The sequence below is a fragment of the Rhodohalobacter sp. 614A genome (assembly GCF_021462415.1).
Taxonomy (GTDB): Bacteria; Bacteroidota; Rhodothermia; order Balneolales; family Balneolaceae; genus Rhodohalobacter.
On the sequence record NZ_JAKEDS010000003.1, the window covers coordinates 276743 to 296868 of the forward strand.

The following is a 20126-nucleotide window of genomic DNA, read 5'->3' on the forward strand; positions in this document are numbered from 1 at the left end:
CCCGTTCAATCTGCCGATGCTCCCGGCTATTTCCACAGTGGTGATGAAGAAGACATCATCGACGTTCGTCCTTCCAACGGTTATGACGACAGAGAATAATCACATTTCATTCTGAACCAACGAATCTAATTCTAAATCAACCAATACCATGAAAGCAAAACTTAACCTCCGACTTGCAACCGCCTCTTTAATCGTAGCCCTGTTCACCGGATGTGCCGGTATCACCGAAGCCAATCTGGACACCGACACCCAGGCTCTCGACGCTCCCGCTGTTTCCGCTGACGCTCCCGTTCAATCTGCCGATGCTCCCGGCTATTTCCACAGTGGTGATGAAGAAGACATCATCGACGTTCGTCCTTCCAATGGTTATGACGACAGAGAATAATCAATAAGATAACCCACACATAAAGTTTTGGAAGATTTACTAAATTATGATCGAATTAAAGAAGGATTCTTCCAGAAATTATGTCCCAAATTAGGTTTAAGCATCTATTTTTCGCTGGCATTGTAATAATTGGTACATGTATCATTTCGCAGAAATCATTCTCAATACAAGTTGATTCACATGACCTAGCCATTTATGACAATTGGCTCTCTGTTCAAAAATCAGTCAATCTTGATACAACACAATATGACGTATCGATTTATGACCGACTGAGTGAAAAATATTTTTTACTGTATCAAACGACTCATCATGAAGCATATCTAAATTTCGCATTACACGAAGCTGGAAGAAGCAAAAGGAATGAAATACTAAATAGAATCCCGGAGGATGAATTAGAAAATATTAATTCAGTTATTGCCATTTTGAATAACAGAACGATCAGTTCCGAATTCTATTCAATTCATCCCTTCTCTTATCAAGATATCTATAGATTTCTAATATTTGGCATCCCCGATAGCCTTAAAATTGAAGCAGATGAACTTCTTGATTTTTGGTTTGAGAGTCTTCCGAATACCTACCAAACTAGTAGTGTTGTTGGAGCCATGAAAGCTCAAGCTTTAGTTCATGGATATAACAGGTTGGATAACTTTCAAAAGGTTTATGAAGTAGGAAGATATTTAGTGAATTCACATCCCTTCCCTAATTCAAATTCTGCCTTTCATTTATTCAACATCATAGCCTACTCAGCAAGAGCTAGTGGTTACTATTCGGATGCTATTGATATTTATGAAAACATTCTATTCCCAATGGCTGAAAATTTAAACTACAGAGAGAGATATCTAATAATCAGAATGGATTATGCTAACACGCTATTTCGTTTTGGAAATTTGAACACTGCTCTTAATGAATATGAATATGTATACTCCCAGGGTATTCAGAATTTAGATTCCAGATACAGGCCAGCACTCTTAAATAATCTTGCTATAAGCTATCTCAATGCGGGAAAATTTGATCAATATGTTCAATTTCAACTAGACGCATTTGAAATTGCCAGAGAAGAAGAAAATTTCGATCAACAATTAGACATTCTACGAAATCTCTTCATTTTTTATCGGCGCCAAAATGAAACTGAATTAGCCGTAAACTATCTAAATCAAGCCCTTGAGCTTGCTAAGACAAATAATCTATTATCTGAAACATCATCCATATTACTTTCGCTTGGCGTTTACAAAAGAGAAACGCAAAATAATCCTCAAGAAGCTTTACAACATTTTTTAGATGCACTAGATTTATCACAAAACTCGAATAATTACCAACAACTCTTCAATAGTTATGTCGATCTATCAGAGACTTTCTACTTGCTAAATGACTTCGAAAATGCGGAAAAATACATAACCTCTGCTATAGAAGTGAGTCAATCAAGAGATGACAGAATCAATTACACTAAGGCAAGTATTCGATATGGAAATTTGCTAACAGATTATGGGCGTTTTGAAGATGCTAAGAGTACTATTCGAGGTATTACAAATGAAGATCTCAACCAAATCCAATTTTATCTAAAAGTTCTTGGAAAGAATGTACAAATCAAACTTCTAATTCAAGACCAAAAAGTCTTGGAAGCGATTGAAATTTCATCCTCAATAATTGATGAAATCTTGAACTGGTTGCAAGAGAGTACGGATTTACAGACTGGCCACATGCGAATGGATGAGGAATTTTCGGAGGCTTTTCGTTTACACACTGAGCTTCTCTATGAACTTGGAAATTATGAGGAAGCAATTGCAATAACAGGCAAGCTAAGAAATTTATCGAGAGCAGGATTCTACAATAATCCACTTCTGAAATCTCAAATATTGTCGGAAGAACAACTGATTGAAGACTACAATTTAAGTAATCGCATTCAGGACCTTCGAAATAGATATGCCAACGCTAACGAAGAACAAAAGGTTTATCTTGGCAATCAACTTGTAGAAGCCGTTTCCGAAAGGAACACTTTGCAAAATGAGGCATTTCCAAATTATAGTGAAAACAGTTTTGAAGACACACTTCCGCTGGCTATGGAAAAATTAGATTCCGACCAACTAGTCATCTATTTCTCCATCTTTGAAAACCAGGTGTTCCAGTTTTTTGTATCGAATGATGATATCGGGATGAAAGCATATCCGGCTGAAGATCAATACCTGGATGTATTGGAAGAAGCAGTTGCAAGTTTTGGACACGGATCAACAGATCTCAATTTACTACATAACGTATATCAAACTTTCTATGCCGGAAATATACCGGAACACATCAATCATATTTATGTAATTCCGGATGGCATTTTTTACAGGTTGCCTGTTGAAATTTTACCAACTGAACCTACTCATTTTGCCAATAGTTATGGTTCGGCATCTTATTTGATAGAAAATTACAGTGTCAGTTATCTCAATACTCTTTCTGATTTAATCTCTGAATCCCCCGATGCAAACTTCAGTTTTGATATGGCGGGTTTTGGTATTAGCGATTTCTCAGCAGCAGGACACCCGGAATTACCAGACTTACCTTTCAGTCCAAAAGAAATTACAGACAGTGCTAATAAACTGGAAAAGCTGACAAACAAACGTTTCTTTCTTGATGAAAACAGTACCGAGTCGAACTTCAGAGATGTTGCGGGAAAGGCTAAAATAATACACCTTGCAACTCACAGTAAAGTGAATGATGAAAGCCCTCTTTTTTCATCACTCTATTTACATTCGGGAGCCATCGATAACACTACAACCGTTGTTGATAGCAGCTTCGTTACACAAAATGATGGGATCATCTACGCTTACGAACTCTTTGATCTGAACCTGAATGCAGATTTAATTTTTCTTAGTTCATGTGAATCCGGGACCGGAGGTTATTTGAAAGGTTCCGGAATTTTGGGTTTTTCACGTGCATTTACTTATGCAGGTGCACAAAGTTTATCTATAAATCTTTGGCCAATCCGGGATCAAACCGCATCCGACATATCTCTCCATTTTTATGAAGCGCTGAATGAAGGAAAAAATAAGGCAGACGCCCTCCGCGAAGCGCGTCTCTCTTATCTAAATAATACAAATAGTGATCCGTACTTGTGGGGGGCATTTATTATGTACGGCAATATTGAATCACCCGTCAGCAATAATCAATTTTATGTGCAACTGCTGATCTTGGTTTTTCTGATAGCTGGCTTATTCTTAGCAGTATATGTATATCAGAAGAAGTCTCTGATTAAATCCTGGATTTTTTAGCTATTCGGATTGCTTAAATTCTGTAACTTTTGTTTTGCAACCCGGCTGAATGAGCCATCAAGCTCAATAACTTCCTGCATGCTATTTCTGGCTTCATCAATCATTCCCAATTGTAATTGAGTATTCGCAAGGTACCAGGTACTTTTCTCAAGGCTCAATCGATCAATCTCTTCGATGAGATTAATATTTTCGAAAGTTTGTAACGCATCGGAATAGTTTTGAGAATTGTACTGAATAGCTCCTCTTACCATTTGCAAATCAATAACCTGGTTCGGAGTTAAATTCAAAGTTGATGCCTGATCAAGCTGTGAGAATGCTGCTTCAAGACTACCATTTGTAGCTAAACTTACAGCTTCCTGAAGGTAGTTATCTAAAATTGTTTGGTTGTCAACCCCACGTTCAATCTCATATTCAATCATAGAAATTGCTCCGGTGGTTTGAGGCTGTTGTACACTGACCAACAGGTTAAACAGAATCGCAAATCCAATAATTAAAACAGATGCAGCAACAAGATATGGTTTAAATTTCTCATAGAATGTTGGAACTGCCTCTTCTTTACTGCGAGCTGCAGAAAGTGGAATAACATTGGGCTCTGTATCATAGAGGTGATCGAATTTACCTTCATTTCCCATTTTTTTAAGGGTAGCAAGGGTTTGCAGGTAATCCAGATCATCGGGACGGCCAATTAGTTGCGCCCAAAGTTCATCAACTTCGTTTTCGGCTAGATTACCATCTACAAAGTCGTGAATTTTAGTTTTAATAGATGTTGGTTGACTGGTCATATCAAAAAATGTTTAGCTTGTTTTTTTTGCCTGATGCTTATTAATCTCTTGGATAGTTCCTAAAAGGTATGCTTTATCAAATGGTTTTTGAATATATGCATTGATTCTTGAAGAAATACACTCATCGCGAACATGATCATAATCATTGGTCGTAAGAGCGATAATTGGGGTCTCGTTATACTCGGCGAGTTCCCTGATCTTTCGTGAAGTTTCAAATCCATCTAATCCGCTGCCAAGATTGATATCCATCAAAATAAGATCGTAATGATTGGATTTTGCATGCTTGATAGCTTCTTCGCCGCTTTCTACACTCTCAATTTCAAATTCGTTTTTTAAGAAGATCGAAACCAGCAATCTGATTTGAGCACTATCTTCAACATGGAGCAATTTAGGCTTTTCGTTTTCCTTGGTTTTCTCTTTAGCACTTGATGTAAAAAGAGATAAACTTCTTCTCATTCTTCTTCTGGTGGGCAGAGTTTCACTTAAATCCTGGGGACTTAAATGAAGTTCCTGAGATGTTGGAGCATCAAGTGAATGGGCTACTGCACCATCCATATAGTTGTAAGAAAAAGCGTTGGGAAACAATACACAGGTTTTCATGTCAATAAAACTTCAGTTGCTGATCAATTTAATTCAAAAGCTGCAATGGTTGCTTCTATTGTTATGATGCCTGAAAACCAGCTTTGTTACATTTTTCCTGAAATTAATTCTTACTCCATTCTATTAAACAATCATCATCCAAATCTTCATATAGTTTATATCATCCATTAGTACATTTCTTTATTGCAACAACTTTATAATCAAAGGAGAGATATGGCTGACATTAAAAAAGCTGCTGAGTCATTCCTCGGGCTTCATACCATAGCAGTTGTTGGGGTTTCATCAAAAGGAGATACAGCAGCCAATATTATCTACAAAAAATTGAGGGAACAGGGATATAAGGTCTTCGCAGTGAACCCTAATGCTAAAAAAGCAGAAGGAGATGCATGTTATCCTTCTCTTCAATCCATTCCCGATCAAGTAGATGGAGTAGTTATTGGTACAGCACCTGATGTTACTCCAATCATTGTTTCGGAATGCGCTTCACTTGGAATTAAAAATATCTGGATACACCGTTCTTTTGGCGTTGGAAGTTTTCATCCGGAAGCATTAAAAATTGCCGCAGAGAATAATCTATCCCTCATTCCGGGTGGTTGCCCGATGATGTTTTCGGAACCCGTGGATCCCGGTCATAAATGTATGCGATGGTTTTTGAAAGTAACCGGCAAACAAGCTCGGCCGGTTGGCTTTCACCCTTAGATTTATTACCATTGTAATCGTTTTAAGACGACTATTTTTTATTCGATGTCATAATCAAATAGACACCAAGATTTGCATTCTCACGATTTTATTTCTGACAATGTGGAATCTCTTCGCTTTTTTTGAACGCCAGGAATCCTTGCTGCTAACATGTCATCTTTAAAGAATCCCTTTCGCATCTTTTTATCGTTAGCGCTTTTATTGGTTGCTGGGTGGGCGATTCTCATGTATTCAACACAAAACTGGTTTTTGTTTGAGGAAAACTGGTTTATGACGGTAACGATGATCTTCGGATCCTTTATTGCAGGTGCAAGCTCAGAAGGTGGTGGCGCCATTGCCTACCCGGCTATGACACTCCTTTTTAATATTGGTCCGGATGTAGCTCGAAATTTTAGCCTGGCCATACAAAGTTTTGGGATGACTTTCGCCGCCATCTGGATTTTCCTTTCCCGAATAAAAATTGAAAAAAATTACCTGCTCATTGCCGGACTCGGGGGAGCTATTGGAATACTGTTTGGCACTTATTTTATCGTCCCTCTTATTAAACCAAGTTATGCCAAAATGATGTTCGTCTCATTTTGGTTGAGCTTCGGATTTGCACTCTGGGTTGTAAATTTTATTCGAAAACGCGAAAGTGTAGAGCAGCTACCGGTTTTATCACTTTACCAAAAAACGGAGCTTCTGGTAATTGGAGTACTTGGCGGAATTTTTAGTTCCGTTTTTGGGAATGGTATTGACATCTGTACATTTGCTTTTGTTGTGCTGAAGTATGGTTTATCAGAAAAAGTAGCCACTCCAACATCCGTCATCTTAATGGCTTCCAATGCCGTTATTGGTGCACTTTTACACACATTTGTACTTGACACCATGCAGGCTGAAGCAATAAACTATCTTTTGGTTTGCCTGCCTGTTGTAATATTTGGAGCGCCTTTGGGAGCATTTGTCATCAATCAGATCGGGAGAAAAACAATCGCAGTTCTTCTGATTACAATTATCGTGGTACAATTTGTTACAGCCCTGATCATTATTCAGCCAAGCCTTCTTCTGCTCTCGTTCTCGTTGGGAATATTCCTTCTTGGCATGATCATCTTTTTTCTTCTAACAAATTTTAAACCATCATGGAGAAAGCAGGGCTCTGTTTCCACAAAGTGATCAGGCTATGCTTCCGATCATCATGGTAGCAATGATCAATATCAAAACAGAAAACCCTATCTGAATATAATGTTGATCAACAGAATGGCCGATACGAACCCCTAAAAATCCGCCGGCAAAAGCTCCAATAATGAGCGGCAGCCCGGAACCAAAATCAACATAACCAATTGTAAATTGTGTAAGCCCTTCATGAGTACCTGATAAAAAAGCGAACTGGAGCCAACCTGAGAGCGAAATCAATACGATGGCCAGTGATGAAATGCTAACTGCTTTTGCGAGTTTTAACTTATAGAGAAGGTTCATAATGGGAACAAGCACAATTCCGCCTCCTACCCCGGCCAAAGATGCAACAATACCGCCAAGCACACCGGCAATCCCTGCTTTGACTACTCCGAAGGTGTTATTTATAACCTGAAATGTTATATCGGTTCTGCTTCGCCGATAAAAAAGAATGGCGACAATAAATAGAAGAATGGAAAAAAGTGCCACAAAAACATCCTTCGTATAATATGGAGAAGTAACTGTCACTTTTCCGAAGTACACCCCGATACTTCCTAAAAGCCCCACAAGAAATCCCTCCTTCCAATGAAAATTCCGTTCTTTCCTTTGCTGGATAGAACTGCTTATTGATGCAGTAAAAGTGCAAAAAAGGGAGGTGGCAATTGTCCACGGAGTGGGATTTTCCAGACCTGTAGATGTGAACAGAAAAAAAAGAATGGGAGTAAACAGAATACCTCCTCCAATTCCAAAAAGACCGGCTAAAGTACCTGCTAAAACCCCACAAAGCACAAGAAGAATGAAAATCATCAGATATTAATCTCGCCAATCATATAAGTCACCGCACTGCCCCCGATTTCAACCCGGTCGCCTTTTTGGTTGCATTGAATGTTACCGCCCCGTTTAGAAATCTGCCGCGCATTGAGTGAGGATTTACCCAGGCGTTTTCCCCAAAATGGAGCTAACAAGGTATGGGCAGAACCTGTAACCGGATCTTCATAAATCCCCATGGATGGAGCAAAATAACGGCTCACAAAATCACAATCATTTCCTTCTGCCGTTACAACAATTCCGCGTACTTCCATCCTTTCAAGAAGACCGTAATCGGGCTTTAATGTCTGAACGGTTTCTTCATCGTGCAATAATACAATCATATCTCTGTTCACACCCGTAAAAATAGGAATCGTACCAATAGCATCCGGCAGCAACTTTGGAACCGGTATGGGCTCGGGCGGCGTGGCAGGAAAATTCATCCAATAAATATCCTCCCTTTTTTCCACGGTCAATTCACCACTTTTGGATTGAAAAACAACTTTTTCTCCATCAAAGTCCAGGTGTTCAAAAAGAACATGAGCAGAAGCAAGTGTTGCGTGTCCGCAGATATCAACTTCTGTTTTGGGAGTAAACCATCGAATAGTAAACGTACCGTCCGGTTCTTTCACAAAATAAGCTGTTTCAGAAAGATTATTCTCAGCCGCAATGTTTTGCATTGCATCCGCATCAAGCCATTCCTCTAAAGGGATGACCGCTGCGGGATTGCCTGAGAAAACTTCGTCTGTAAATGCGTCTACCTGGTACAATTTCATTTTATACGATTGTTTGTTTTTCTTTTTCTTTTAATGTAATGAATCTCAGCCACTCGATGAATAAATCAACAAGTTTGATTTGCCACAAGTTTATTTTATTCCTTTTCCATGGACAGATACGCTTCCCGGCTTCATATTTCCTGAAAAGTTCACGACCTTTCTTTCATGGAATCTGAAATAATTATCGACACAAAAACTCCATACCAAAAACTTGGATTTGGTGCCGTTCTTGAAGCGGCCGTGAAGTACACGTTTACTCCATATGGAAAAAGGTACATCAAAAATCTGACGCCGGCTACAGATCCCCAAACCGTTTCTGAAAACCTGGATTATGCTTCTGAATGGATGTCGATTCTCCAAAGCGGCAGTTCTCATCCTCTATCCGTTGTTGATGATGTAAACGATATTCTAAGAGCCAGCAGAATCAGAGATAATACAATTGCACTGGACGATTTCTTGGTTGTACTTGATAATGCCCGGCTCGGACGTCTGATTAAAAACTTCTTTAAGAATAATGAGTTAGAACTCACAAATCTAAAGAATATTTCAGAACAGCTCATTAATCATCAACCGCTGGAAGATGCCATCGAAAAAGTGGTAACAGATCGTGGAGAGTTGCGGGATGATGCCAGTTCCGATCTCAAAAAAATCCGGGGACGGCTGAATCGCGAACGAAATCGTCTGAGAGATACCATTCATTCGGTGATGAGGCGGGTATCAAAACAAGGCATGACTTCGGATGAAGGCCCCACAATCCGAAATGGAAGAATGGTAATACCCGTCCAGGCCGAGTATAAAAGAAAAGTGGACGGGTTTATTCATGATGTATCCTCAACGGGCCAAACGATTTACCTCGAACCGGTTGAAGCACTCCAGATCAATAATGAAATTCGTCAGCTCGAATTGGAGGAGCAGCGCGAAATTGAGCGAATTCTGCGTACCCTGACATCAGAGGTTCGTAAATATGCTGACTCACTGGAACATAATATTCCCATCATCGCCCGTTTTGATGCGATCCATTGTCGTGTAAAACTGGGGCTTGATCTCGATGGAAATATTCCTGAATTGAGCTCTGACGGGCATCTTCATCTTATCCGGGCGATGAACCCCAATTTGCTTTTGAAAAATCGCTCTGTTGAAAATCCAGAACCAGTCGTTCCGCTTGATCTTGAAATGAATCCCGGGGAATTGGCCCTGGTCATAACGGGACCCAACGCCGGGGGTAAATCCGTTGCCATGCGAACGGTTGGATTACTGAATTTGATGCTTCAGAGTGGCTTCCCGATCCCCGTTCAGCCGGATTCCAAAATTCCCGTTTTGGACGGGATTTATATTGATATCGGAGATGACCAATCCATTGAAAACGATTTGAGTACTTTTTCTTCCAGGCTACAATGGATGCGAACCACTCTCGAAAAACTAAAAAAGGATTCTCTCGTTTTGATTGATGAAGCCGGTTCCGGAACCGATCCCGAAGAAGGAGGAGCCCTTTTCCAGGCATTTGTTGAGAAAGCTATCGAAACCGGGGCACGCGTCATTGTTACGACTCATCACGGATCACTCAAAGTGTTTGCTCATGAACATGAGAATGTGGTAAACGGTGCCATGGAATTTAATCAGGAAAACCTCACTCCCACCTATCGCTTCAAAAAGGGATATCCGGGAAGCAGTTATGCTTTTGAGATTGCCGATCGTTTGAATATTTCAAAAAAAGTCATGATACGGGCCCGTGAACTCTTGGGGGAAAAACGAGATGCGATGGGTGATCTCCTCATCAATCTTGAACAAAAAATGCAGGAGTCTGAGCACCTGAAACTGGAGTACGAAAAACGACTTCACTCGCTTGAAAAACGGGAAAAAGATGTGGAAGAGCATCAAAAAAATATGCAGAGCAAGCGGAAAAAAATTCTCGAAAAAGCTTATAAAGACGCCGAAGAGATCATGAAAGGTGCCAATCAGCGCATCGAGCAAGCTGTTGAAAAAGTTGTGAGCGAGGGGCGTGAAGACAAAGAAAAAATCACAGAAGCCCGCCGGGACATTCTCAATGCCAAAAAAGAGATCGCTTCAGAAAAAGAAAAAAATCAGCAGGAAGAAAAGCCATTCCGAAGCAAGGAAAAACCCAAAATTGGTGACTATGTTCTTATTGAGGAAAGCAATACGTCCGGTGAGCTTGTTGAACTTTCCGGGAAGAAAGCCACTGTTTTGATGAACGGAATGAAGATCAAATCGAACCTGACCAAACTTGTGAAAACCCATCCGCCAAAGAAAGAAAAGAGGTCTATAAAAACCCGTGCGTATAGTCTGTCAGAGGATACGGATTTATCGGTGAGTCCGAGACTCGATCTTCGGGGAAAGCGCGGTGATGAAGCCATGAAAGAACTTACCAAATACCTTGACAAAGCTTTGACCCGCGGACTCAGCCAGGTTGAAATTATTCACGGCAAAGGCGAAGGGATTCTTCATAAATTAGTCCATGAACATCTTGAAAAGCGCTCTGAAGTGAAGTCGTTCGATATCGCTCCCTGGGACAGCGGCGGATCCGGGTGTACGGTTGTTCATTTGAGTTAAAAGTCTCAACTTCAGTCTGACACGGTTCCCATACTAATACCTCAAATGAAGCAACTTCCGCCCCCCGTTATCTGAAATCGAAATCATCAACAGATTTCCGTAATCGGATTCATCAAATCCTGATTCGAAATGTTGTCTCCCCAGAATTTCATTTGCAAAAGCAGGCGTGGAGTTTGAGTGACCACTGACCAGAATAGTCTCTCCACTATGATTGCTTAACCATTTTCTAGCTTCACTCGCAGAATTTCCTGGATCATACGGTATGATGGACAAATTATTTGCTTCTGCAACAGGCTTAGCTGTTTCCCTGGTTCGAATAAAATCTGTTGAATAAACGGCATCAAACTTAACATGATGGAGTATTTCCGCCAGTTTCGCTGCCCGTTCATATCCATCTTCACTTAAATCCGGATCACTGCTGTTGTCTACCTTTTCGGCATGTCTTACCAAAATAATCGTCGTTATTCCATCTCCTGTTACCTGTGCATTTCCAGGTTTGCTCAAAAAAGAAACAAATATTCCCAGAAGAAACAGAGCTTTTATAATTTGATGACGGCTTCTTAATCTTTTTTTCATCAGTATTCGCGATATATTGCAGTAATAATTTTAATGAAGAACCACTGATAGTAAGTCTTCCAGACTTCTCAAAACAAATATAGGTAACCATGAGATTTTTATTTGCAGCATTTTTCTCACTTGCCCTTGTGACTTGCACCAACCAACAACCCCCCAAAGATTTTGATCTTCAAGGCCATCGCGGAGCGCGGGGCTTACTACCCGAAAATACAATTCCAGCTTTTTTAAAAGCTGTGGATCTGGGTGTTGATACGATTGAGCTTGACGCTGTAATTACAGCAGATGATAAAATTCTGGTTTCACATGAACCCTGGTTTCATCACAATATCAGTTTAAAACCGGATGGAACTCCTGTGACCGAAGAAGAGGAAATGTCACTTAATATTTATGAGATGACATATGAAGAAACTCGTCAATTTGATGTGGGAATGAGTGAACATCCTTCGTTTCCTAAACAGCAGAAAATCAACGTTCAAAAACCTCTGTTAGAAGATGTCATCCGTGCGGTAGAGAATTATGTTCAAGAACAGGAAGCCGAACCTGTCCATTATAATATCGAAATCAAAAGTAAACCCGAACTCTATGATCTTTATTATCCACAGCCGGATGAGTTTGCCCGCTTGCTGAATAATCTATTGATAAATTTAGACGAAGAATTCGACCTCGCTGAAAGAACGATTATTCAGTCTTTTGATCCCACTGCATTGGCAGAGTTTAATGAGGTCAATCCAGATATTAAACTTTCCATGTTGGTTTCAGGTGACCAGAACATCCAGCAATACATTGACCTTCTCGGGTTTACGCCAGAAATCTGGAGTCCGTCAAAAAATGCGGTTACTCCTGAATTAATCAAAGAAGCTCATGAGCGAAATATGAAGGTGATTCCATGGACGGTAAATACCACCCATGAAATGAGATCTTTACTGGACATGGGTGTGGATGGAATTATTACCGATTATCCCGACAGTGCAGTTACTTTGCGTCCATCTGGTATGTAATCATAGTTTTAACGAAAAACCTATTTGAAATGAATTCCAGAATTGAAGAACTATCGAAAGCGTTGAACCTGCAACCTCATCCCGAAGGTGGTTTTTATACTGAAGTTTACAGAAGTGACGGAATTATTGAGACTGAAGAAGATGGTTTTCCTGACGGACGTCATTACAACACATCCATTTATTACCTGTTAGAAAGTGGTGATCAGTCTCATTTTCACCGAATCAAGTCCGATGAGGTTTGGCATCATTATGAAGGCTCTTCTGTTACGATTCATATCATCAGCCAAACGGGTTCATATAGAAAACTGCTTGTTGGAAAGGACTTTAACGAAGGACAAAAACCACAGCAGATTGTACCTGCAAACTGTTGGTTTGGCGTAACCGTTGACGAACCTGACAGCTATGCTCTCTGCGGATGTACAGTCTCACCCGGTTTTGATTTTGAAGATTTTGAAATGGCTGATCAATCTAATTTATTGGAAAAATATCCTGAGCATGCCGAGATCATTAAACAGTTAACCCAGGAATGAAATAATGGACCCAGCCAATACGGCCAGCACCTGCAGCATCAGAACGTAATTGATCTTCGAAAATTTATTTAGTTAGAATAGTCAGTAGAGAACGCCAGGAACCCCGCGCTTCGAGAGTGGGTGGAATATCAGATTCAAGAAGCTTCTGTGTTACGGCCTGTCCTGAAGAAATGCAATTAAGCGAATGAAAATCCAGCTCAGGAAAAGCAGTCAGAATTCTTGTAACAGACGAACGGCTGTGAAAAATCACGGCATCCAATTTTGCTGAATACACCTTTTCTCTGAATTCCTGTAGAGTCTCTGCAGCTAAAGAATCTTCCTTACACACCTGAAATTCTACAACCGGCATTTCCAATTCTTTCAACAAACCCGGCACTTCTTCATCTTTTTGATCGGTTGTGGGATAAAGTACGGTTCCCTCTCTCGTAATCCGAAGCATAAATTCAATGATATCAATGGGACGCGCATCCTCCCGAGGCATCACAGCCGGAATATCATATTCAGACAGAAAATCTACAGAAGCCTGGTTGGGAACCAGGTGAACAATGTTACGGACTTCTTCAAGAACACTCAGTTCCTGAACCCATTGAATAAAGAATCGGGCATTTCTCAGATTCCCGTGAATGATGTAGGAAAATGAGTCCATTTTTTCTGAGATAACCTCCTCTTCTTCCAGGTTAACGGCGTAGGAATAATTCTCAAGTGAAAGATGGAGAAGCTCCCATCCTTTTGAACTCTCGATTGCATGTAAAAAAGAGGTCGAAACATCTTTGTTCGCTGTAAATAAAGCCAGCTGAGTATCACTCATAAATCGTCATTTTTTTAAAAAGCATAACCCGCACCGAAATAAACTCGATACGTCTCATCAGAAAAACCAACATCCATTCTCAACATTAAGTCGGGATTAAAGAAGGAAAATATCAATCCTCCTCCAAATGAATGTTTCCAGTTATTAAAGAATTCATTCGAATCATATTCAGAAAAAACACGCCCGGTATCCCAAAAAATCTGGTTACCAACGCGAATCTCATCATTCCAGAATGAAAACAACCAACTTCGAAGCTCCAGCAAGTGATAAATGGATTGGTTGCCGCGAAAACGATCTAAATGATAGCCCCTCAGTCCGTCATCGCCACCGATTATTGCAAGATCCCAAAAGGGAGCATCTCCCTGAATAGAAACAAAATCGAGTTTATGCGCCAATACCACACTTCTGAACAATTTTGAATAATGCCTTACATCCAAACGTATGTCGGTATAGCTATAATCACTTCCTATGATTGATGTACTTGCTTCAATTGAAGCTTCGTACCGAAACCCGCGTGAGGGAGAAAATTCGTTATTTCTACTGTCTGCCAACAGGCCAATTCCCAGCTTGTTAGCCCAGCTCTTTCCAGATCCAAAGGGAGTGTCTTCTCCATATTTTGTTTCTTCGCCACGGCTTACACCGTTCAGGTACGAAAAATCTGCAGATGCGGTGACATCCAACTGACCGAACTCTCCAAATTCCACAATTTCTTTCCTGGCCTGATAGTAGATGGAGAATTCACGGTTTTCAAAATAGAAATACTCATCATCATACAAATCATTCGAGAATTCTGTCTCATTTCCAATCCCAAAGTAGTGGTCGTACGAGAATCTCTGTCCATTAAATTCAACCAGACTTCTGACGTCTGTTCCAAACGTTTTGGTTCGTTCAAAATTAATATCAACAATGACGTTACTTTTTGTAGAGATGGTAAAATCAGCTGTGGTTTTGCTTAAGAATGGCCGGATATTATTTGCATAATTAATCCTCTGAAGAAGCGCTCCGCCGAACAACCCCATATCCGAACTGTAACCTGCCACTGGCAGCAATGTGTATTGGCTGCCAATCCGTATTTCCGGTTCCTCACTTTCACCGGTATCGGGCGGAATGATTTGTCCAAAAGTATTCGTAATTGATGCAAAAAAGAAAATCAGAAAGAGCAGAAAGAACCTGAAGATCATTTATAGAGAACCCTCCTCTTCCAATGCTTCAATGGTTGCTACCGAATGCCTGAGATGAGGAATAACAATGCTGCCGCCCACTACTAAGGCTACATTCAAAGCATCTACAATTTCCTGTTTGGTTGAGCCCGTTTTTGCACATTGCTCAAGGTGGTAGTCAATGCAATCATTACATCGTAAAACGGCAGACGCTACTAATCCCAACAACTCTTTGGTTTTTGCTGGTAAAGCTCCCTCCTGATACGTATTGTGATCGAGATTAAAAAATCGTTTGATCCCCAGATGGTCTAATCCCAGAATTTTTTCATTCATCACCTCACGATTCTTGCGAAAATCATCAAGTTCGTTTGTTTTTGATGTCATATTCTTATTCATTTATGCTGATCAGAATGTTTAATAGTTTAAAGTAAGAATTAATAGCGTTGTTTCTGAGCAGAAGATCCTACAAACATAAACTTGTTGCCATGGGAGATAGCATGGCACAAGGGTTTAAAAACGGGGGAATATACCGAACAGATCTCAGCTTCCCGGCGATTCTGGCCAAAGCTATGGGATATTCTTCAACCTTCGAGCGCCCATCCTTCTCCGCGCAAGCGGGTATTCCCATCAATCTTGAAGTATTGATCCGGGGACTGGCAGAAAAGTATAGTGATGGATTTACACTTGGTAATTCAATCGGCGCCGGAACCGAAGTGTACAAAACGCTTCGGCGAATAAAATCGTACTGGGAAGGTCATTTAAAATCTCTTGCGGTGGAGCAGTTTACGCCTTATCACAATCAGGCTATCTGGGGATTATCCATCAGCGATTCCATGACGATGGATGAAGAATATTGCCGCACATACATTGAAAACAACAAGCCGGAGTATTCTGTTTTTAGTGTTCTTCCTGATCATGCCATGTACATCACGGCACGAATGGTTTTAAACCCACCGTTCAGCAAAAAGTTTGAGAAAAATTCCATGCTGGATAACATTGCACTTCTCAGCGAAGATGGCGGAATAGAAAACCTGATTGTTTGTATCGGACATAACAACATTGTGGGTGCGGTAACAAACCTGAACATCCAATATTCTGAAGAATCGGATGTAATGACGCAGTACGCCAACCGGACCTGTACGGTTTTCCGGCCGGAACATTTCAAAAAAGAAATGAGAACCCTGTATGAAAAAGTTGCCGCTCTTGATATCAAGCGTGTATTTGTGCCAACGATACCCTACATAACCATTCCGCCGGCCATTCGAGGTGTAAATGATGACAAATCCAAACCACGAACCGGTTACTTCGATTACTATTCCCGCTTTTGGATTTGGGATGAGGATTTTGATCCCGGCAAACATCCGCATATCACTAAAGAACAAGCCATAGAACTGGATATTGTAGTGGATCAATACAATGCCATTATTCAAGAGCTGGCCGATGAATTTGAATTTTGTGTGGTTCCCGTTCAAAAATATGTAAAGGCGGCTGCCCGAAGACGGTTAGGAACGGAGAACGTACGGCCATTTCCTCCACTGTTTGTGAAAGCTCTGAAAAATAATAAAACCACCAGCTATCTTGTAGATGATTTGGAGCATATTCGACTTTCTACAGATTACCTTCGATTGGACGATAAAACCGGAAAGATAGACCGGGGCGGGATTTTCAGCCTTGACGGACTCCATCCATCTACAATTGGTTATGGCATGATAGCGAACATCTACAAAATGTCGATGGAAAAGAGGGGTGTAAATTTCGAGAATCCGATTGACTGGAATTTTATAATTGAAAACGAAACACTTATCACCAATCCTCCTCCCCTCATGAAGGATTTACGTTTGTTGTTGAGATTTCTTTCACTCGGACGACAGGAACGAATTACTTTTCTTGGAAAAAATCTGCTTCAACTTATACTCGAAGCTTTTTCATCGCGACCGGAATTGGATTAAGAAGAAAGTTTATCAGCCAGGGCAATTCCTTTTTTAATACAATCGGGAACCGAAACACCATCTCTAAAATTCCCAGCCAGATGCAGTCCCGGATTTCTTTCCTCGATGGACTGAAATGTATCCAGTACGCGATCATACCCAACATGATAACCCGGTATGGCCCTGGGCCAAAATACATGTTCTTTAAAAACAGGTTTTTCTGATACTCCAATCAGGCCCGTTAATTCGTTCATTACAATTTCCAGGAGTTCAGTACTATCTTTTGGAGCCAATTCCGGCTGGCGTCCACCCCCGATAAAAATGGTCAAAAGATGATGATCTTGTGGAGCTCTGCCGGGAAAAAGTGTTGATGAAAATAAAGCACCCAAAATACTTAACTTCTCTTTTTCCGGAACCAAAAACCCAAATCCTTCAAGTGGATGATTTACATCTTCTTTCTTAAACCCAAGGTGCATTACGGAGAGCGGCGGATACTCAACTTTTCCAATTTCATCAAGTTCATGTGGTTCCGCGGGTAACAAGTTCCGGTTCCATTTGTAAAGTGGAACGTTGAAGATTACCTGATCATAGGGTCCATGATCTCCAAATGTACTTTGAATAAACCAATCTTTACCCGATTTGCGAATTTTTTTTACTTCATGATTGTAATGCACATCGTCAAGTTGGTCTGTAATGGAATCAATCAGTTGATGAAGGCCCTGATCAAAAGAAAGCAACTCCCGCGAAATCCTCCCCTTTTTCTTCCGCTCATTTCGTCCGGCAAAAGTTCCCCAAATCAGTGAACCGTACTTCTGTTCCATCTCATACATCGCCGGAAAAGTATGACGCATGGATAATTTTTCCGGCTGATTGGCATAAATTCCAGCAATAAACGGATTGAGAGCATAATCAAGAATTTCATTTCCCAATCGTCTTTTCACAAAGCCGGCAACCGACTCTCCCGGATTCGCGGTTTTTGAAATAAAAGGTTCTTTTAGAACCCTCAACTTTCCTGTGGTACTGAAAAGCGGTGTGGATATGGCATCAACCAAGGAAGTCGGTACCGCAACCAGTTCTCCATTTTTTACGATATAGCGTTTCGAACTCTCAGCATTGGCGATAACCCTGTCTTCCCATAATCCAATGTCTCCGAGAAAATCAGCAACTTGTCTGTCCTTCAACAAAAGAGTATTGGGGCCATATTCAAGCAGCCAGCCGTTTTGCTTTTCGGATCGTATAGAACCGCCGGCATATCCATGTTGTTCGAAAAGATCTGCATTCTTCCCTTTTTTCTTCAGATTCCAGGCTGCTGTTAAACCCGTAATTCCAGCACCAACTATCGCTATCTTATTATCTGACATTACGTTACCGAATTTTTACTAATTCTCTTTTCAATCAAGCAAATGCTTTCATCGTTCTCTTTTTAAAACTACTGAAATCCCACAAGCAACACGAAGAGTTTTTTAAGGTATTGATACTATAAACTCTTTTTATTTTTAGATGAGTTGTGCTTAGTTTCCTGCCGAATTAATGGAGAATAGTTTTATGGTAATATCTGTTTTGGGTTGTGGCTGGCTTGGTTTTCCGCTGGCTGAAAGATTGCTTTCCGAGGAACACACCGTCAAAGGATCGACAACAACCCCGAAAAAAGTCAGCATTTTAAAACAGAGTGGAATTGAATCATTTTTAATCAACCTGCCCGAATCATTATCTGATGAGAAATCAGAGTCATTTTGGGAATGCGATTTATTGATTTTGAATTTACCCCCCGGCCGACGCAATCCGAATGTAAAAGATGAGTTTCCCGCACTTGTTGAAAAAGTTGTAGAGAAGGCTAAATCGCACGAGATCTCGTGGATTATCTTTACGAGTTCTACATCTGTCTACCCGGAATTTGGAGGAATCACACGCGAGCAGGATGCGCAACCTGGCAAAGCGACCAGAGCAAGTGGCGAGGCCCTTCTGAAAGCTGAAGAGGTAATAATCAATGCCGGTATAGACTACACCATTTTACGGCTTGGTGGATTGTACGGGTATGATCGCCACCCGGTTAAACATCTTAGCGGGAAAAAAAATCTGGATGGAGCGTTGAAACCGGTTAACCTTGTCCATCAACTGGATTGCGTAAATCTTATTACGGAAGTGATCGATCAGAAGAAGAGAAATGAGATCTACAATATTGTATCAGATGGCCACCCGCCGAGAAAAGAGTTTTACCAGTGTGCTGCGCGACATTTTAACCTGCCTGAACCAACATTTGCAGAAGATTCGAACAAGAACTATAAAATTGTTTCAAACGAAAAAATTAAGAACGATCTGTTCTACGAATTCTTTTACCCAAACCCGATGGATCACACACATTAAAAATCTTTCTCGGTAGACTTAAAATCTAATCTATCGTTTCATTTTCAACAACAAAAATGTCTTCGGCAATGTTGTTAGCAATCGTCACCGTTTGATTTTCAACCCTGATTTGAACGGGCCCGTCAAACGGTTCTTTATTTAAAACTTCTACCTTTACGCCGGGAATTAATCCTTGCTTTTCGAGATAGCGCAAAAGTTCCGGGTTTTGATTTTTTACTCTCCGTACAATGAAAGGCGTTTTAATGGGTACGGAATGCAAAGGTTTCAGTTTGATCTTCGGCATTTTGCCATCTTTGGATGGTATCGGGTCGCCATGGGGATCTTCGGTAGGATGGTTTAGCAGCTCAGCAATTTTATCTTCAAACTGTTCGGAAATATGGTGTTCAAGCTTTTCCGCTTCGTCATGAACTTCATCCCAGGAGTATCCCAAAATCTCTTTCAAATAAAGCTCTAGCAAACGGTGATGGCGAATAATTTCAAGAGCAATTTTCTCCCCTGTTTCTGTCAGCCGGCTACCGTAATACGACTCATAGTTTACCATTTTCATCTCGGACAAACGCTTCAACATGTTCGTTACTGAAGCATTCGCTACACCCATTTTTTCGGCAAGCCTGGAGGTCGAAACTCCCTTTTCGGGGCTGATTTCGCTCTCCAGTTTATAAATGGTTTTTAAATAATCTTCTACGGATTGGCTCCGGGACATATCAGAAAACTTTTGTCAGTTGTATACAGTCGTATTAAA

Annotated in this window: 19 protein-coding genes; 9 read left to right on the top strand and 10 right to left on the bottom strand. The window is 40.7% G+C overall.

Going from position 1 to position 20126, the window contains the following annotated elements; genetic code table 11:
• Window positions 1–148 precede the first annotated feature (148 nt).
• Together L0B18_RS14965 and L0B18_RS14970 are read left to right on the top strand one after the other, a co-directional pair.
• Window positions 149–385 carry a hypothetical protein gene (locus tag L0B18_RS14965; protein WP_234572606.1) on the top strand — a complete coding sequence of 79 codons (237 nt, stop codon included), beginning with the start codon at window positions 149–151 and terminating at the stop codon, window positions 383–385.
• Window positions 386–465: 80 nt separating this feature from the next.
• Entirely contained in the window at window positions 466–3636 is a 3171-nt protein-coding gene (locus tag L0B18_RS14970) for a CHAT domain-containing protein (protein ID WP_234572607.1), read from the top strand.
• Here L0B18_RS14970 and L0B18_RS14975 read toward each other — a convergent pair.
• Both L0B18_RS14975 and L0B18_RS14980 read right to left on the bottom strand, forming a co-directional pair.
• Window positions 3633–4418, bottom strand: a complete 786-nt coding sequence (locus L0B18_RS14975) for a tetratricopeptide repeat protein (RefSeq protein WP_234572608.1) — start codon at window positions 4416–4418, stop codon at window positions 3633–3635. The two genes, L0B18_RS14970 and L0B18_RS14975, sit on opposite strands and share 4 nt — an antisense overlap.
• 12 nt (window positions 4419–4430) lie before the next feature.
• On the bottom strand, window positions 4431–5018 hold the full coding sequence (locus tag L0B18_RS14980) for a response regulator (protein ID WP_234572609.1): 588 nt from the start codon (window positions 5016–5018) through the stop codon (window positions 4431–4433).
• A 213-nt stretch (window positions 5019–5231) separates the two neighbouring features.
• On the opposite strand from L0B18_RS14980, the gene L0B18_RS14985 reads away from it, so the two are divergent.
• On the top strand, window positions 5232–5717 hold the full coding sequence (locus L0B18_RS14985; RefSeq protein WP_234572610.1) for a CoA-binding protein: 486 nt from the start codon (window positions 5232–5234) through the stop codon (window positions 5715–5717).
• 150 nt (window positions 5718–5867) lie between these two features.
• A complete protein-coding gene (locus L0B18_RS14990) occupies window positions 5868–6869 on the top strand; it encodes a sulfite exporter TauE/SafE family protein (protein ID WP_234572611.1) in 1002 nt (333 codons plus the stop codon).
• Here L0B18_RS14990 and L0B18_RS14995 read toward each other — a convergent pair whose 3' ends face one another.
• On the bottom strand, window positions 6870–7676 hold the full coding sequence (locus L0B18_RS14995; protein WP_234572612.1) for a sulfite exporter TauE/SafE family protein: 807 nt from the start codon (window positions 7674–7676) through the stop codon (window positions 6870–6872). It abuts the gene before it with no gap.
• On the bottom strand, window positions 7676–8452 hold the full coding sequence (locus L0B18_RS15000; protein WP_234572613.1) for a PhzF family phenazine biosynthesis protein: 777 nt from the start codon (window positions 8450–8452) through the stop codon (window positions 7676–7678). Before L0B18_RS15000 ends, L0B18_RS14995 begins: the two co-directional genes overlap by 1 nt.
• Window positions 8453–8617: 165 nt before the next feature.
• Between L0B18_RS15000 and L0B18_RS15005 the strand changes: the two genes are divergently transcribed.
• A complete protein-coding gene (locus L0B18_RS15005) occupies window positions 8618–11020 on the top strand; it encodes an endonuclease MutS2 (RefSeq protein WP_234572614.1) in 2403 nt (800 codons plus the stop codon).
• 33 nt (window positions 11021–11053) lie between these two features.
• Here L0B18_RS15005 and L0B18_RS15010 read toward each other — a convergent pair whose 3' ends face one another.
• Window positions 11054–11596 carry a phosphoglycerate mutase family protein gene (locus L0B18_RS15010; RefSeq protein WP_234572615.1) on the bottom strand — a complete coding sequence of 181 codons (543 nt, stop codon included), beginning with the start codon at window positions 11594–11596 and terminating at the stop codon, window positions 11054–11056.
• Between the two features lie 89 nt (window positions 11597–11685).
• Between L0B18_RS15010 and L0B18_RS15015 the strand changes: the two genes are divergently transcribed.
• Window positions 11686–12594 (top strand): glycerophosphodiester phosphodiesterase family protein, encoded by a 909-nt coding sequence (locus tag L0B18_RS15015; protein WP_234572616.1) that lies wholly within the window; start codon window positions 11686–11688, stop codon window positions 12592–12594.
• Window positions 12595–12623: 29 nt separating this feature from the next.
• Window positions 12624–13124, top strand: a complete 501-nt coding sequence (locus L0B18_RS15020) for a cupin domain-containing protein (RefSeq protein WP_234572617.1) — start codon at window positions 12624–12626, stop codon at window positions 13122–13124.
• A gap of 64 nt (window positions 13125–13188) precedes the next feature.
• Here the strand turns inward: L0B18_RS15020 and L0B18_RS15025 are convergent, their stop codons facing one another.
• Genes L0B18_RS15025 through L0B18_RS15035 form a run of 3 tightly spaced genes read right to left on the bottom strand, consistent with a single transcriptional unit; the run spans window position 13189 to window position 15476 of the window.
• Window positions 13189–13932, bottom strand: coding sequence for a uroporphyrinogen-III synthase (locus L0B18_RS15025; protein WP_234572618.1), 744 nt, complete (start codon window positions 13930–13932; stop codon window positions 13189–13191).
• A 14-nt stretch (window positions 13933–13946) separates the two neighbouring features.
• Window positions 13947–15113: a BamA/TamA family outer membrane protein gene (locus L0B18_RS15030; RefSeq protein ID WP_234572619.1), complete on the bottom strand. Its 1167-nt coding sequence runs from the start codon at window positions 15111–15113 to the stop codon at window positions 13947–13949.
• Window positions 15114–15476, bottom strand: a complete 363-nt coding sequence (locus tag L0B18_RS15035; RefSeq protein WP_234572620.1) for a carboxymuconolactone decarboxylase family protein — start codon at window positions 15474–15476, stop codon at window positions 15114–15116.
• 101 nt (window positions 15477–15577) lie between these two features.
• Between L0B18_RS15035 and L0B18_RS15040 the strand changes: the two genes are divergently transcribed.
• Window positions 15578–17041, top strand: coding sequence for a hypothetical protein (locus L0B18_RS15040; RefSeq protein ID WP_234572621.1), 1464 nt, complete (start codon window positions 15578–15580; stop codon window positions 17039–17041).
• Here L0B18_RS15040 and hemG read toward each other — a convergent pair.
• Window positions 17038–18381 (bottom strand): protoporphyrinogen oxidase, encoded by a 1344-nt coding sequence (hemG, locus tag L0B18_RS15045; RefSeq protein ID WP_234572622.1) that lies wholly within the window; start codon window positions 18379–18381, stop codon window positions 17038–17040. The two genes, L0B18_RS15040 and hemG, sit on opposite strands and share 4 nt — an antisense overlap.
• A gap of 184 nt (window positions 18382–18565) precedes the next feature.
• Between hemG and L0B18_RS15050 the strand changes: the two genes are divergently transcribed.
• On the top strand, window positions 18566–19384 hold the full coding sequence (locus tag L0B18_RS15050; RefSeq protein WP_234572623.1) for an SDR family oxidoreductase: 819 nt from the start codon (window positions 18566–18568) through the stop codon (window positions 19382–19384).
• Window positions 19385–19409: 25 nt separating this feature from the next.
• Here L0B18_RS15050 and L0B18_RS15055 read toward each other — a convergent pair whose 3' ends face one another.
• A complete protein-coding gene (locus tag L0B18_RS15055) occupies window positions 19410–20087 on the bottom strand; it encodes a metal-dependent transcriptional regulator (RefSeq protein WP_234572624.1) in 678 nt (225 codons plus the stop codon).
• Window positions 20088–20126 lie beyond the last annotated feature (39 nt).